Raw genomic sequence first — 15,120 nt, 5'->3', positions numbered from 1 at the left:
GAGGGCACTTCATCATCCGAAATGGCCGGGCCCGGGTTTCTGGGCCTTCGTGGGCGAAGGGTGATGGGTCAGATGCACCACGGTGAGTGATAGTCCCGGTTCGGGGCCTCCGGCGTCGCAGTGAAGACCAACCTGCGCTGTGGAGGACGACCGTGAGTGTGCACCCGATGACCGACAGTCTGGCGGCAGTGCGTTCCGCGATCGAGGAGTTGGCGGGGTTCGATCCGTTGTATGTGCCGATGCCGCAGAAGCGTGAGCTGATGCGGGGTCTGGTGGCGGCGGAGGCTCAGTTGGCTGCGGTGCGGTTGGGCGTGTTGGCCGTCGCCGGCGATGTGGCCGATGATGCGGGCGCGAAGAGTGCGGCGTCGTGGTTGAGCCACGATCAGAACCTGGACAAGCGCGCCGTCCATGCCGACCAAGTCGTTGGCCGCGGTGCTCGCGCAACGGTGGTTCCTGGTTGCTGCTGCCTTGGGGGCCGGTGAGGTGAACCTGGAGCAGGCCCGTGCCATCGCGCACGCCCTCGACGAGGTCCGCGATGAGCTCTCGGGCGCCCAGCTCGTCGAGGCGGAGCGGACCTTGCTGGCCGAGGCCAAGCGACTCGATCCCACCGGATTGCGCCGGCTGGGTCGACACCTGGCCGACGTGGTCGACCCCGACTCCGCCGAGGAGCGTGAGGCGAAGCGGTTGGCCGAGGAGGACAAGCTCGCCGCGGAGAAGGCGAAGCTGTCACTGCGTCCCCAGGGCGATGGCACCACCCGCATCAGCGCGCGCCTGCCCGACGCGGTGGCCAAGCGACTCAAGCGCTACCTCGAGGCGTTCGCCCAGCCACGCAAGCAGGCGGCGGAGGCTGATGGTCGCCGGGTGCCCTACAACACGCTGTTGGCCCGGGCGATGGGAGACCTGTTGGAGCGTGTCGACCCGCACCGGTTGCCCGACCACGGGGGTGATGCGACCACGGTGATCGTGACGATCACCCTCGACCAGCTGCGCACCGAGCTTTCCTCCGCCGGACTCGGCTACGACGACGACACCCCGATCACCGCGGCCACCGCCCGCCGGTTGGCGTGCAACGGAACCATCTATCCGATGGTGCTCGGTGGCGCTGGGCAGGTCCTCGACGCCGGGCGTGGCTCCCGCTTCCACAACCCGATTCAACGCAAGGTGATCAGGCTCCGCGACAAGAGGTGCCGTGCCGCCGGGTGCGACGTGGCCGCCGAGTGGTGCGACGTGCACCATCTGGAGGCCTGGTCCAAGGGTGGCAAGACGACCGTCAAGGACGGCGTGCTGCTCTGCTGCCACCATCACCACCGGGTCCACGACCCTGCCTACCACCACGAACGACACCCCGACGGATCCATCCGCTTCACCAGACGCACCTAGGCCGACCCGGGTGCAGGAGAGATCAGCCCAGGCCTCAGGGCGTGGACTGGTTCAGGAACCAGCGGTGGTGCCACGGGTCCCGGAAGACCGCGACCCTGCCGGCAGGCGGCGAGTCCTCGGGACCACGGTCCATGGTCACCCCTGCCGCGAGCAGGCGGCCCACCACCGCTTCCACGTCGTCGACGACCAGGTGCAGGCTGACCGCCGACCCGCGAGCGGGGTCCGGTGGCGCGACGCCGGACTCGGGGAACTCGTCGGCCATCATCCAGCGGGCTGTGCCGATCGCCAGCTCGACATGGCCGATGCGACCGTCCTCCATGACGATCGGGTCGTAGACGACCTGTGCGCCGAGCGCGTCGACGTACCAGTCGATCGCGGCGCGGGCGTCGCCCACGCAGAGGTACGGCGTCAGCTCACTCATCCCTGGACCTCCCTCCATGCATCATGCGCCTGTGCTGGGAGGTCCGTCCAACACTCGGGGCTGGTAGGTCAGGAGCTGGAGCCCGCCCTCGAAGGTGCGGCTCTCGACCAGGTCGAGCGCGACGTCGGGGTAGCCGTCGTAGATGCGCTCCTGGCCGGTGGCGCCGGTGATCACCGGGAAGACCACGACCCGGAACCTGTCGACCAGGCCAGCGGCGAGCAGCGAGCGACACAGGGTGAGGCTGCCGAGGGTGGCGATCGGCATGGTCTCGTGGGCCTTCATCTCGCGCACGGCCTCCACGGGATCGGTCGAGACGAGCGTGCTGTTCGCCCACTCCAGCGGCTCGCTCAGGGTCGAGGAGAACACCACCTTCCGGAAGTCGGCCATCACGTCGGTGCCGGGCTCGCCCTGGGCGGCGAAGCCGTGCATCAGGCGGTAGGTGTTGGCGCCCATCAGGTGGATGTGCTCGGGCTGTTCGCCCAGCCAGGCAAGGTATTCGGGGCTCTCCATGCCCCAGAAGCCCGGCCATCCCTCGGCCGCGCCGTACCCGTCGAGTGAGGTGATGTAGTCGACCAGCAGCTCGGACATGTCGTTTCCTCCTGGGTCAAGGCTCGCCTGCCACACCGGTGCGGTGGAGGCTCCTGGATGAACAGACCTCCAGTCAGCCGAGAACTCATCGCGTCGTAATGTCGCATGTTCCGTGTGCTGTCTGACCTGGAGAAGGAGAACCGACCGTGGCAGTCGCCCTGGGCCTGCTCGCCCTCGTCATCGGCGCCCTCATCGGCATGGTCGGCGTCGGCGGGGTCCTGCTGCCGCCGGGCCTGGTGGCACTGGGTGATCTGTCGGTCCACGAGGCGACCGCCACCAGCACCTGGGCGTTCCTCTTCACGGGTGTGGTCGGCACCATCGCCTACGCCCGGCAGGGCGTCGTGCCCTGGCCGATGCTGCGCCGACTCGGGGTGGGCGTCGTGCCTGCTGCGTTCCTCGGTGCGTTGGTCAGCGCCAGCCTGCCCGCGACAGCCCTCATGCTCGGCCTGGCCGCGCTGACCCTGCTCGTCGGCGTGAACCAGCTCCTCCCCGGCGCTCGACACCTGGACGTCGGCGAGCTCGGCACGGTGCCCCTGGTCGGCATCGGGGCGTTCGTCGGCCTCGGCTCGGCGCTCACCGGCACGGGTGGGCCGGTGCTGCTCGTGCCGATCCTGCTCCTGCTGGGAGTCGCGCCGCTGAAGGCGGTCGCGGTCAGTCAGGCCGTCCAGCTGCCCGTGGTGGTCGCCGGTTCGATCGGCTTCCTGCAGACCGGCCTGGTCGACGTACGCCTCGGGACCCTGCTCGGAGTGGTGGCCGCTCTCGGCACGTTCGGCGGAGCCCTCCTGGCGACGCGGGTGCCGGGCGAGGCGCTGCGCAAGGTGGTGGCCTGCGCCTGCCTCGCCGCCGGGACGCTGATCCTGGTGCGCCTGCTCGTGGCCTGAGCTGCCCTCTAGGCTCGTGACGTGACCGTCTCCTTCTCCGAGCACCTCGACCTGCTCGACCTCCACGGGCGCGCGGGCGCGGCCAGCCTCGGGCTGCTCCAGCCCGACGACAGGCTGCCGCCGGCGTCCACGACGGTGCGTCAGGCGGTTGCCGACCACTGGGCCACGCTGGAGATCTGGGCATGGTCGTTGGAGAACCCGGACGACCACTGGAGCCGGCGCGACGACGTCGACGCACCCTCGGTTCATGCGGAGCTGGTGGCCGGGATCGCCGCCGAGCTCGGCAGGCTCGAGACCGCCCTGAGGGCCGCCGGACCGGACACGACGCTGGACTACTTCGGGCGACCGGGTACGACGGCCGAGGTGGCCAGGCTGCTCGCCCATGAGGCGATCACCGTCGCGCACGCGGCGAGCCTGACCGCGGGTCGGGCGACGCCGCCGCTGACCGCAGAGGTGGCCGCCGACGGCATCGACCGGGCGCTCGGGCACTGGGCAGCTCCGGAGGCCGAGGTCCAGTGGCTGCCCGAGATCGTCGAGATCCGGACCAGCGACACGGGGGAGGCGTGGCACGTCGGGCTCAGCTGGCCCGAGAACGTCATGCCAGCCGAGATGCGGCTCGTGTCCCCTGAGGCGCCCGCCGTCGTGGTCGAGGGCCCTGCCGTCGACGTCCACTGGTGGCTGCACGGTCATGACCTGGCCAACGAGGCGGTCACCGTCTCCGGGGTGCCGGAAGTCGCCCGCGTGCTGGGCTCCGCCCTGTTGCACCCCGTGCCGGAAGCCCCGCGCCGCCGGCGCTGGTTCAGCCGACGCTGACCGCTCGCACGGTCTGAGTTCCGGGGAGTCAGCGCAGGTGCAGGGTGGCGGCCCGGCCGTTGCCTCCGGCCGCCCAGCACGTACGACGCACGCAGTCGAGGGTGTGGAAACCGGTTTCGGAGAAGCGCTCCCAGTTGAGGCCACCGTCCAGGCTGATGCTGCTGCCCGCGACGTCACCGGACTCACCCACCACCACGACGGTGTGGTGACGGCCCTGGATCCACGCGGCGTCCTCGCCGAGGTGGGCCAGATCGCCGGCACCGCGCCAGTCGCCGCGTCGCGTGGTGATCGCCGTGGCGTCGACACCGTTGTCGGGTGCGGAGAAGTCGCCCCCGACGGCCAGGCCCTCGCCCGGCGTACGGAAGGCCAGGCCGAAGACGCCTGCCGCCTCGCCGGCCGGGATCGTGGAGTCGGTGGCCTCCCAGGTGCGCCCGAAGTCGGTCGAGTGGAAGACCCGGGAGATGCTGCCGCCCGAGCCGAACCAGGCGTGGCGGCCGTTGATCACCAGGCAGTCACCGCTGGCGGAGAAGTTGAACTCACCGGTCGAGTCGGGCATGCCACGGTCGGACATCACCTGCCATGACCGGCCGCCGTCGTGCGTGCCGATGATGCGGAACTTGCCGTCGACCGGGTCGCTGACCGCGAGGCCACGCTTGCCGCCGGGATAGAAGTCCATGCAGTTGTAGAACGCGGTCTCCTCGGTGTTGCGGAAGGTCTCGGTCCAGGTCGTCCCACCGTCGGTGGTGCGGTAGATCCGGGACGCCTCGCCGGGCCCGATCGCCAGCACGGAAGCGGTCCTGGCGCTGCTCGCCTCGACGTCGCGGAAGCCCAGTCCCTCGGTGCCGGGCGGGCTGACGTCCTGCCAGGACTCGCCGGCGTCGGTCGTGCGGAAGACCTTGCCCGGCCCGCCGTCGGTCAGGCTGCCGCCACTGACCCACGCCGTCCGGTCGTCGACCGCGTCGAGGCCACGGAAGCTCTGGTCGGCGTCGACGACTGACTCGCTCCACGTGGGCTCCGAGTGCCCGCGATCGTGCGGGGCGGCGGCCACGGCCGGCGTACCGAACGGAAGCGAGCTGACGACCAGGGCGAGGGTTCCGAGGAGGATGCGCATGCTTGGCACCTTGCCGCGCGTGACCACGTCTGTCCAGAGCCTGTACGGCGGCACTGGCGCGGTGCTGTTGACGGTTCGCCCGTGTCAGAACGCGTGTGGAGCGACCATAACCCCGCGTTACACCGGGCTGGGCGGACGCTGACCAGGATCAGCGGCGGGGCAGGTTGCGCATGTTGCTGCGCGCCATGCTGACCGCCTCGCCGGCACCCTTGTTGAGCACGATCTTCGACATCGCGGTGGCGAAGCCGAAGACCTGCTCGCTGGTGATCTTGGGCGGCAGGGAGAGGGCTTGCGGGTCCGTGATGATCTCCACGAGCGCCGGCCCGTCGTGCGCGAACGCGGCCCGGTAGGCCTCCTCGAGGTCGGTCGGCTGCACGACCCGCTGGGCGTGGAAGCCCATCGCTTGCGCGACCGCCGCGTAGTTGGTGTCGGGGACGTCGACCCCGAAGTCGGGCAGCCCGTCGACCAGCATCTCCAGCTTCACCATGCCGAGCGTCGAGTTGTTGAACAGCACGACCTTGATCGGGATCTTCAACGCCGCCGCGGTGACCAGCTCGCCCAGCAGCATGGACAGTCCGCCGTCCCCGGACACGGAGATGACCTGCCGGTCGGGATGGCTCATCTGGGCGCCGATCGCGTGGGGCAGCGCGTTCGCCATGGATCCGTGGAGGTAGGAGCCGATCAGCCGGCGAGTGCCCAGGGGCCGGATGTAGCGGGCGGTCCACACGTTGCACATGCCGGTGTCGGCGGTGAAGATCGCGTCCTCGTCGGCCACGTCGTCGAGCACGGACGCGGCGTACTCCGGGTGGATCGGCACGAGCTTGTCGACCTTGCGGGTGTACGCGCCGACGGCCTTGTTCATCAGCTTGTCGTGCTTCTTGAGCATCCGGGTGAGGAACCGGTCGCTCTTCTTCGCCTCGACCAGCGGCAGCAGCGCGGCGAGGGTGGGCAGGACGTCGCCGTGGACGGGTACGGCGACCTCGGTACGGCGCCCGATGTGCTCGGCGGCCCGGTCGACCTGGGCGGTGGGGGTGTCCGGGAGGAACTGGTCGTAGGGGAAGTCGGTGCCCAGCAGGAGCAGCAGGTCGGCGTCCTCGATGCCTTCGGCCGCGGCGCCGTAGCCGAGCAGCCCGGTCATCCCGATGTCGAAGGGGTTGTCGAACTGGATGAAGTCCTTGCCGCGCAGCGAGTGGCCGATCGGTGCGTTGATCCTCGCGGCCAGCTCGATCACCTCGTCGTGGGCGCCCTGCACGCCGGCGCCGGCGAAGATCGCCACCTTGTCGGCCTTGTTGATCGCGTCCGCGAGCCGCCGCACGCTCTCCGGCGCGGGGTGCAGCGCTCCCGGCTCGACGGGACGGCAGGACGGCGTCGGGGCCGACGCCTCCAGATCGGCGACGTCTCCGGGGAGCGTCACCACCGCGACGCCGCGCCTGGCGACTGCGTGCTGGATCGCGTCGCGGACGACGCGGGGCGCCTGGTCGGTGGTGCTGACCAGCTCGGAGTAGACCGAGCACTCGGTGAAGATCCGGTCCGGGTGGGTCTCCTGGAAGTAGCCGCTGCCGATCTGGCGGCTCGGGATGTGGGAGGCCAGGGCGAGGACGGGTGCCCCCGATCGGTTGGCGTCGTAGAGGCCGTTGATCAGGTGCAGGTTGCCCGGGCCGCACGATCCGGCGCACACGGCGAGCTTCCCGGTGAGCTGTGCTTCGGCCGACGCCGCGAAGGCCGCGGCCTCCTCGTGCCGCACGTGCACCCAGTCGATGCCGCCCTTGGCCGAGCCACCGGTGCGGCGCACGGCATCGACGATCGGGTTGAGGCTGTCACCGACGATCCCGTAGATGCGCTGGACTCCTGCGGACTGCAGTTGTTCCACGAACTGGCTGGCGAGCTCCTGGGCCACGACGCTTCCTCTCGTTGGGGTCAACTGGTCTTCGAGTATGCGCTGGGCACCCACAACTGGCGACAGGTCAACTGGAACTGGCGACGGGTCGGCGGGCGTGCCACGATCAGCCAATGCCTGCGAACCCGTCCATCGCCATCATCGGGACCGGCTTCGGCGGTCTCGCCGCGGCCATCGAGCTGAAGAAGCGTGGCTTCCACGACCTCGTGCTCCTCGAGAAGGCCGACGACGTCGGCGGCGTCTGGCGCGAGAACACCTATCCCGGCGCGGCCTGTGACGTGCCCTCGCCGTTCTACTCCTACTCGTTCGAGCCGAACCCGCGCTGGCCGCACCGCTTCTCGCGGCAGCCGGCGATCCTCGACTACATCCACCACGTCGTCGACAAGTACGACCTGCGCCGGCACCTCCGGCTCGGCACCGAGGTGCTCGGGTCGTCGTACGACGCCACGACCGGACGGTGGACCGTCGAGATCGACGGCGGCGAGCCGATCGAGGTCGACGTGCTCGTCTCCGCGGTCGGCCAGCTGTCGCGGCCGGCGTACGCCGACATCCCCGGCCGCGAGACCTTCGCCGGCGAGAGCTTCCACTCGGCGGAGTGGAACCACGACGTCGACCTGACCGGCAAGCGTGTGTCGGTGATCGGCACGGGCGCCAGCGCGATCCAGTTCGTGCCGCACATCCGAGAGGACGCCGCGCACGTGACGCTGTTCCAACGCAGTGCGCCGTACATCATCCCGCGGATGGACCGGGAGTTCAGCGCGACCCACCACAAGGTCTTCGAGAAGGTGCCCGCGACCGAGCTGGCCGAACGCGGCACGTGGTACGGCGTCGTCGAGGGACTCAGCGTCGCGTGGGTCTACTCCAAGCCGCTGTCCCGCGTGCTGAAGCGAGTCTCGAAGTTCCACATGCGCCGTCAGACCAAGTCGCGGCCAGGGCTCTTCGAGAAGGTGTGGCCCGACTACCCGATCGGCTGCAAGCGGATCCTCTTCTCCAACGACTACCTGCCGGCGCTGGCCCAGCCGAACGTCGACGTGGTGACCGAGGCGATCACCGCGATCACCCCCACCGGTGTCACGACCGCGGACGGACGCGAGCACGAGACCGACGTCCTGGTCTGGGGGACCGGGTTCAAGGCCACCGAGTTCCTCGCGCCGATGAGGATCGAGGGTCCGGACGGCGTCAGCCTGGCCGACGCCTGGGCGACGGGCGCGCACGCCTACTACGGCATGACGGTGCCCGGTTTCCCCAACCTGTGCGTGATGTACGGCCCGAACACCAACACCGGAGGTGGTTCGATCATCTACTTCCTGGAGGCCCAGGCAGACCACCTCGGTGACTACGTCGAGCACCTCGCCACGACGGGAGCTCCCCTCCAGGTGCGCGCCGACGTCGAGGCGGCGTACGACGACCGCGTGCAGCAGGAGCTGCGCGGAAGCGTCTGGAGCCAGTGCGCCTCGTGGTACCGCCAGGCCGACGGACGGATCACGACCAACTGGCCGTGGCTCGGCGTGCAGTACCGCCGGCAGGCCAGGTTCGACCCGGCCGACTACGAGTCCGTGCACTGATCTGCGGGACCGGTCAGCACGAACTGTCACAGATCGACGATGGCCGGCGTCTTCATGTCGTAACCGACGACAGGAGACCACGATGAACGGCACGACCCGCATCCCCCGCAAGCCCCTCGACGGCATCTACGGCGGGATCCTCAAGTTCGCGATGAAGAAGAAGATGGGCAGCGTGCCCGAGGGTGCCGAGGTGATGTGGCACCACCCCGCGATCTTCAAGGACAGCATGAAGTTCGGCGCCAAGGTGGAGAAGTGGGACAAGCTCGACCGCACCCTGGCCACCCTCGCCGCGATGGCCGCGGCGGCCGAGATCGGGTGCAGCTTCTGCCTCGACTTCCACTACTTCCTGGCCCACGACAAGGGACTGGACGAGTCGAAGGCGCGCGAGGTGCCGCGCTGGCGCGAGTCCGACGCGTTCACGCCGGTGGAGCGCCGGGTGATGGAGTACGCCGTCGCGATGTGCCAGCTCCCGGTGGCCGTCACCGACGAGCTGGCGGCCGCCCTCCTCGAGGATCTCGGTGCCGCCGGGCTGCTCGAGCTGACCTCGCGGGTCGGCATGATGAACATGACCGCACGCGGCAACGTCGCCCTCGGCATCAGGTCCGCCGAGTTCGCCGAGGCCTGCGGGCTGGCGCCCCTCGCCGCACCGTCGCGACCCGTAGTGTCGGCGTCGTGACCACAGACCCGTTCGTCACCCACCGGGGCCTGCTCTTCACGGTCGCCTACGAGATGCTCGGGACGGCGGCCGACGCCGAGGACGTCGTCCAGGAGACGTGGCTGAAGTGGACGCGGGTCGACCAGGCCGAGGTGCGTGACCCGCGTGCGTTCCTGGTCCGCATCGTCACCCGTGCGGCGCTCGACCAGCTGCGTACGGCGTCCCGCCGCCGTGAGGAGTACGTCGGGCAGTGGCTGCCCGAGCCGTTGTTGACCAGCCCCGACATCGCCGAGGACGTCGAGCTGGCCGACAGCCTGTCGATGGCGATGCTGCTGGTGCTCGAGACGCTCACCCCCACCCAGCGCGCGGTGTTCGTGCTGCACGACGTGTTCGACTTCGGCTACGACGAGCTGGCCGAGGCGGTCGGCAAGTCCGAGGCCGCCGTACGCCAGATCGCCAGTCGGGCAAGGGCACACGTCGCCGAGCGCAAGCCGCGCGGCGCGGTCTCGCGGGCCGACACCCAGGGAGCGCTGGAGGCGTTCCAACGGGCGGTGGCCACCGGCGAGATCGAAGACCTGCTCGACATCCTCGCTCCTGACGTGGTCGTGCTCGGCGACGGCGGCGGCATCAAGCAGGCCGTGCCGAACGCGGTGTGCGGGGCCGACAAGGTGGGCCGCCTGCTCAGGGCCGGGCTCGCCGTCCTTGCCGCGAGCGCCACGAGGACCGAGACGGTGACGGTCAACGGATGGCCGGCCCTGGTCGTGTGGATCGACGACGAGCTCGACAGCGTCGTCTCCCTGCGCGTCGAGGAGGGCCTGGTCAGCGGCATCTACGCGTTGCGCAACCCGGAGAAGCTGTCCCGGATCCTCCAGGAGGTCGAGCTCAGCCGCTGACAATGACCCGCATCCCCAGAATCGGGTAGGTCGGGAGCGAAACCCACGCGATCGCCGTCGGCGCCGATACCTTCGATGGTGGTCCTGGAGGGGTGCTGCGATGGCGAAACCCGCAATCCTTGCGGTTGACGACGACCCGGGGGTCTCCCGCGCCATCGCGCGGGACATGCGCACGCGCTACGGCGGCGACTACACGATCATCCGGGCCACGTCCGGCTCCGAGGCGCTGACCACCATGACCGAGCTGGCCCTGCGGGCCCGGCCGGTAGCACTGGTCGCCTCCGACCAGCGGATGCCCGGCATGACCGGTATCGAGCTCCTCGAGCAGGTGCGGCTCCTCACGCCCGACACCAAGCTGCTCCTGCTCACGGCGTACGCCGACACGGACGTGGCGATCAAGGCGATCAACGACATCGGGCTGGACTACTACCTGCTCAAGCCGTGGGACCCGCCAGCGGAGCACCTCTACCCGGTGGTCGACGACCTGCTCGACGACTGGAGCAGCGACCACCCCGACGACGCCGCGACCGTGCGGGTCGTGGGTCACCGGTGGTCCGACCGCAGCCACGAGCTCAAGACCTTCCTGGCCCGCAACCATGTTCCCTACCGGTGGCTGGACATCGAGCGCGAGGACGAGGCCCGCAAGCTCCTCGCCCTCGCTGGTGGTGGAGCCGCCGACCTGCCCCTCGTGCTGGTTCCCGACCACGACACCCTGCGCACGCCGACCACCCTGGACCTGGCCGAAGCGCTCGGCCTGCGCACGAGGGCCGAGCAACCGCTCTACGACCTCTGCATCGTCGGCGGCGGGCCAGCCGGCCTGGCGGCGGCGGTCTACGCGGCCTCGGAGGGCCTGAGCACCGTCGTGGTCGAGCGGGACGCCCCGGGTGGGCAGGCCGGCCAGAGCGCGGCGATCGAGAACTACCTCGGCTTCCCGAAGGGCCTGACCGGTGCCGACCTCACCCACCGGGCGGTGGCCCAGGCGTCGCGGTTCGGTGCGGAGATGGTGCTGGCGCGTGACGTGGTGGGCTTCGAGACACGCGGCCCGGTCCGGGCGGTGCGGTTCGACTCCGGCGAGATCGAGGCGCGGTCGCTGCTGGTCGCCACGGGCGTCTCCTACCGCCGGCTCGAGGCGGAGGGCCTCGACGGGCTCGGCCTGCACGGTGCCCGCTACGGGGCGACCGCGAGCGAGGCTGTCGAGTGCGCCGGCGAGGAGGTGTACGTCGTGGGCGCGGCCAACTCCGCCGGCCAGGCGGTGCTCAACCTGGCCCGCTACGCCAAGCGGGTCGTGCTCGTGGTGCGCGGTGATGCTCTGGAGCACACGATGTCGCAGTATCTCGTCGCCCGGATCCGTGGCGCGGAGAACGTCGAGGTGCAGCTGGGCACCGAGGTGGTGGCGGCCCGTGGCGACGGCCACCTCGAGGCGATCACCCTGGCCGACCGGGCCCGTGGCACGACGACGGAGGTGCCCACGTCGTGGCTCTTCGTCTTCATCGGTGCGGTGCCGCACACCGCGTGGCTCGGCGACTCCGTGGCACGTGACGACAAGGGATTCGTGCTGACCGGGCAGGAGCTGCTCGCCTCTGCCCACGCCGGGCAGTGGCCGTTGCCGCGGTCGCCGTACGCCCTGGAGACGAGCGTGCCCGGAGTGTTCGCCGCCGGTGACGTGCGCCTGGACTCGATGAAGCGGGTCGCCTCCGCCGTGGGTGAGGGCGCCATGTCGGTCTACCTGGTCCACCGCTACCTGGCGACGACATGAGCTTCGACGCCGTGCGGGCCATCGCACTTTTCGACGGGCTGGATGACGACCAGCTCCGTCAGCTGCTGGATGCCGGCGACGAGGTCGCCTTCGGGGTCGGGGAGGAGCTGTTCCGCGAGGCCCGCCCGGCCGCCGACTGGTGGGTGCTCCTCGAAGGCTCCCTCACGCTGACCCGCCATGTCGGCCACGAGGAGACCCTGATGGGCAGGATGGCGACCCCCGGCCAATGGGCCGGCGGGTTCCAGGCCTGGGACCCGCACGGCATCTACACCGCCACGGGTCGCGGGGACACCGCGGGACGGTTGCTCCGGGTGCCGGCGGACCGGCTTCGTGGGCTCGCCGACGCCTGGTTCCCGTTCGGGGTCCACATGATCAGCGGACTGATGAACACCGTGCGCAGCATCGAGTCGCGGACCCGCCAGCGTGAGGCGCTGGTCGCCCTCGGCACGCTCGCGGCCGGGTTGGCGCACGAGATCAACAACCCGGCTTCCGCCGCCACCCGGGCGGTCGACGCCCTCGCGGAGACCTGCGAGGAGCTGTTGTCCTCGCTGACCCGGCTCGCGGAGGGACCGATCACCGCCGGCCAGTTCGTGGAGCTCGACACGTTGCGCCGCGAGATCGAACCGCCGCCGGCCGTCGCCGATCCCCTGGCCGTGGCCGATCGCGAGGACGCGCTCTCCGACTGGCTCGCCGCGCACGGCGTCGAACGGGAGTGGGAGGTCGCCTCCCACCTCGCCGCCGCCGGCGTCGACGTGGCGTGGTGCGACCGGGTGGCTGTCGTGCTCGAGGGTGGCCCGCTGGCCGCGGGACTCGGGTGGGTGGCCAGCTCGCTCTCCACCTCGGCACTCCTCTCGGAGGTGAAGGAGTCGACGCGGCGCATCTCGGAGCTGGTGGCCGCGGTGCGCACCTACTCCCAGCTCGACCGGGCCTCGGTCCAGCGGATGGACCTGACCGAGGGACTGGAGAGCACCCTGGTGATGCTGGGCCACAAGCTGGGTGGCATCACCGTCGTGCGCGACTACGGCTCCGACGTACCCCAGATCGAGGCGACCGCGGCGGAGCTGAACCAGGTGTGGACCAACCTGATCGACAACGCGGTGGACGCGATGGAGGGCGTCGGCACGTTGCGGGTGTCGACGCGCGCACAGGGTGAGGGAGTGGTCGTCGAGATCGTCGACTCCGGCCCGGGGATGCCCGACGACGTGCAGGCGCACGCGTTCGAGCCGTTCTTCACCACCAAGGACGTCGGGCAGGGGACCGGCCTGGGCCTGGACCTCTCGCGCCGGATCGTCGTCGAACGCCACGGCGGCGAGATCACGATCGAGTCGGAACCGGGCCGGACGGTGTTCCGCGTGCGCCTGCCGAAGCGACCCTCGTCGAGCCCTGCGGGCTGACCAGCTCCCCGAAGGCTGCACATTTCCTCCCGGAGGGTGGTGCGCTCGAGCGGGAAGTGTGGCCATGATGGCCCATGTTGAGCACGATGCAGGACGAGCCCCTGTCCCTGGCCACCATCCTCCGCCACGCGATGACGTCGAAGGCGGACGCCGAGGTCGCCACCTGGACCGGGTCCGAGGTGCGCCGGATGACCTTCGGGGAAGTCGGCCGCCAGGCCGGTCGGCTGGCGAACGCGCTGCGCGGACTCGGGGTCGAGCAGACCGACCGGGTCGGCACGTTCATGTGGAACAACAACGAGCACTTCGTTGCCTACAACGCGATTCCGGCGATGGGCTCGGTGCTGCACGCCCTCAACATCCGCCTGTTCCCCGAGCAGCTCACCTTCGTGGCCAACCATGCCGAGGACAAGGTGGTCATCGTCGACGGCTCGCTGCTGCCGCTCTTCGGACCCCTGTTGCCGGGCCTGAGGTCGGTGCAGCACGTGATCGTGGCCAACGGCGACGCGAGTGCCCTCGAGGCTCCCGCCGGCGTCACGGTCCATGCGTACGACGACCTGCTGGCGGCGCACTCCGAGGAGTTCGACTTCCCGGTCGTCGACGAACGCCTGGCCGCGGCCATGTGCTACACCTCGGGCACCACGGGCGAACCCAAGGGCGTGGCCTACTCCCACCGCTCGAGCGTGCTCCACTCGATGCACGTCTGCACCACCGACGGGATGGCCCTCTCGCAGCGCGACAACGTGCTGGCGATCGTGCCGATGTTCCACGCCAACGCCTGGGGCATCCCGTACGCCGCCCTGATGTGCGGCGCCTCGCTGCTGATGCCCGACCGGTTCCTCCAGCCCGAGCCGCTGCTCGAGATGATGGCGGTCGAGAAGCCGACCTTCGCCGCCGCCGTGCCGACCATCTGGACCGGCGTGCTCGGCCAGCTCGCCGTCCACCCGCAGGACATCACCCACCTGCGCGAGGTGATCGTCGGTGGCTCCGCGGTGCCGCCGGCGATGATGAAGGAGTTCGACGAGAAGCACGGGGTCCCGATCCTCCACGCGTGGGGGATGACCGAGACCTCGCCGCTGGGCTCGGTGGCCCACCCGCCCGCGAAGGCGACCGCCGAGGAGGCCTGGCCCTATCGGATCAGTCAGGGCCAGTTTGCCGCGTCGGTGCAGGCGCGGTTGATCGACGACGCCGGCAACATCGTGCCGCACGACGGCGAGAGCCTCGGCGAGCTCGAGGTGAAGGGGCCGTGGATCGCCGGCTCCTACTACTCACCCGACGGCCGGACCGTCGACCCGGAGAAGTTCCACGACGGCTGGTTGCGCACTGGTGACGTCGGCAGGATCACCCCCGACGGCTACCTCACCCTCGTCGACCGCTCGAAGGACGTGATCAAGTCGGGCGGCGAGTGGATCTCGTCGGTCGACCTCGAGAACGCGGTGATGTCACACGAGGACGTGCTCGAGGCCGCGGTCATCGGGGTGCCCGACACCGCCTGGGACGAGCGCCCGTTGGTCGCCGTGGTGCTGAAGGAGGGTGCTGGCGCCGACGCCGAGGCCCTGCGCGCCTCGCTCGCCGACCGATTCGCCAAGTGGCAGCTGCCCGAGCACTGGGCCTTCATCGCCGAGGTGCCCAAGACCAGTGTGGGCAAGTTCGACAAGAAGGTGATCCGCGCGCAGCACGCAGCCGGTGAGCTCGACGTCGTGGAGCTCGAGGGCCCCAAGCCGCGCTGAGGTCCCAGTGACCCGTCCCGTCCCACCCCTGCAGAGAAC

The 15,120-nt window shown here is 70.2% G+C and carries 14 protein-coding genes; 10 read left to right on the top strand and 4 right to left on the bottom strand.

All coding sequences use genetic code 11. The features are described from left to right. Window positions 1-167: 167 nt before the first annotated feature. Window positions 168-482: a hypothetical protein gene (locus ASD66_RS24525; protein ID WP_056891665.1), complete on the top strand. Its 315-nt coding sequence runs from the start codon at window positions 168-170 to the stop codon at window positions 480-482. After that, window positions 409-1,380: an HNH endonuclease signature motif containing protein gene (locus tag ASD66_RS16810; protein WP_082599569.1), complete on the top strand. Its 972-nt coding sequence runs from the start codon at window positions 409-411 to the stop codon at window positions 1,378-1,380. Before ASD66_RS24525 ends, ASD66_RS16810 begins: the two co-directional genes overlap by 74 nt. A 34-nt stretch (window positions 1,381-1,414) precedes the next feature. Here the strand turns inward: ASD66_RS16810 and ASD66_RS16805 are convergent, their stop codons facing one another. Together ASD66_RS16805 and ASD66_RS16800 are read right to left on the bottom strand one after the other, a co-directional pair. Continuing rightward, the gene (locus ASD66_RS16805; RefSeq protein ID WP_056891663.1) at window positions 1,415-1,801 is read right to left on the bottom strand and encodes a VOC family protein; all 387 of its coding nucleotides are present in this window, start codon (window positions 1,799-1,801) and stop codon (window positions 1,415-1,417) included. Between the two features lie 21 nt (window positions 1,802-1,822). Continuing rightward, a complete protein-coding gene (locus ASD66_RS16800; RefSeq protein WP_056683828.1) occupies window positions 1,823-2,389 on the bottom strand; it encodes a dihydrofolate reductase family protein in 567 nt (188 codons plus the stop codon). Between the two features lie 146 nt (window positions 2,390-2,535). On the opposite strand from ASD66_RS16800, the gene ASD66_RS16795 reads away from it, so the two are divergent. After that, window positions 2,536-3,270: a sulfite exporter TauE/SafE family protein gene (locus ASD66_RS16795; RefSeq protein WP_056891662.1), complete on the top strand. Its 735-nt coding sequence runs from the start codon at window positions 2,536-2,538 to the stop codon at window positions 3,268-3,270. 21 nt (window positions 3,271-3,291) lie between these two features. Continuing rightward, a complete protein-coding gene (locus ASD66_RS16790; RefSeq protein WP_056891661.1) occupies window positions 3,292-4,083 on the top strand; it encodes a hypothetical protein in 792 nt (263 codons plus the stop codon). Window positions 4,084-4,111: 28 nt separating this feature from the next. Here the strand turns inward: ASD66_RS16790 and ASD66_RS16785 are convergent, their stop codons facing one another. Further along, window positions 4,112-5,194: a WD40/YVTN/BNR-like repeat-containing protein gene (locus ASD66_RS16785; protein ID WP_056891746.1), complete on the bottom strand. Its 1,083-nt coding sequence runs from the start codon at window positions 5,192-5,194 to the stop codon at window positions 4,112-4,114. A 148-nt stretch (window positions 5,195-5,342) separates the two neighbouring features. Then, window positions 5,343-7,091 carry a pyruvate dehydrogenase gene (locus ASD66_RS16780; RefSeq protein ID WP_056891660.1) on the bottom strand — a complete coding sequence of 583 codons (1,749 nt, stop codon included), beginning with the start codon at window positions 7,089-7,091 and terminating at the stop codon, window positions 5,343-5,345. 113 nt (window positions 7,092-7,204) lie between these two features. On the opposite strand from ASD66_RS16780, the gene ASD66_RS16775 reads away from it, so the two are divergent. The 6 genes from ASD66_RS16775 (at window position 7,205) to ASD66_RS16750 (ending at window position 15,081) form a co-directional block, all read left to right on the top strand. Continuing rightward, window positions 7,205-8,656 carry a flavin-containing monooxygenase gene (locus ASD66_RS16775; RefSeq protein ID WP_056891659.1) on the top strand — a complete coding sequence of 484 codons (1,452 nt, stop codon included), beginning with the start codon at window positions 7,205-7,207 and terminating at the stop codon, window positions 8,654-8,656. 82 nt (window positions 8,657-8,738) lie between these two features. Then, a complete protein-coding gene (locus ASD66_RS16770; protein ID WP_056891658.1) occupies window positions 8,739-9,332 on the top strand; it encodes a carboxymuconolactone decarboxylase family protein in 594 nt (197 codons plus the stop codon). Continuing rightward, window positions 9,329-10,204 (top strand): RNA polymerase sigma-70 factor, encoded by an 876-nt coding sequence (locus tag ASD66_RS16765; RefSeq protein WP_056683811.1) that lies wholly within the window; start codon window positions 9,329-9,331, stop codon window positions 10,202-10,204. The genes ASD66_RS16770 and ASD66_RS16765 overlap by 4 nt, the downstream gene beginning before the upstream one ends. 100 nt (window positions 10,205-10,304) lie before the next feature. Continuing rightward, entirely contained in the window at window positions 10,305-11,960 is a 1,656-nt protein-coding gene (locus tag ASD66_RS16760) for an FAD-dependent oxidoreductase (protein WP_056891657.1), read from the top strand. After that, window positions 11,957-13,354 carry a sensor histidine kinase gene (locus ASD66_RS16755; RefSeq protein WP_056683805.1) on the top strand — a complete coding sequence of 466 codons (1,398 nt, stop codon included), beginning with the start codon at window positions 11,957-11,959 and terminating at the stop codon, window positions 13,352-13,354. Before ASD66_RS16760 ends, ASD66_RS16755 begins: the two co-directional genes overlap by 4 nt. Window positions 13,355-13,428: 74 nt before the next feature. Beyond that, on the top strand, window positions 13,429-15,081 hold the full coding sequence (locus ASD66_RS16750) for a long-chain fatty acid--CoA ligase (protein WP_056891656.1): 1,653 nt from the start codon (window positions 13,429-13,431) through the stop codon (window positions 15,079-15,081). The last annotated feature ends 39 nt before the right edge of the window (window positions 15,082-15,120 follow it).

This window comes from Nocardioides sp. Root151 (assembly GCF_001427925.1).
Taxonomy (GTDB): domain Bacteria; phylum Actinomycetota; class Actinomycetes; order Propionibacteriales; family Nocardioidaceae; genus Nocardioides.
This window is presented reverse-complemented; position numbering and strand designations above follow the sequence as displayed.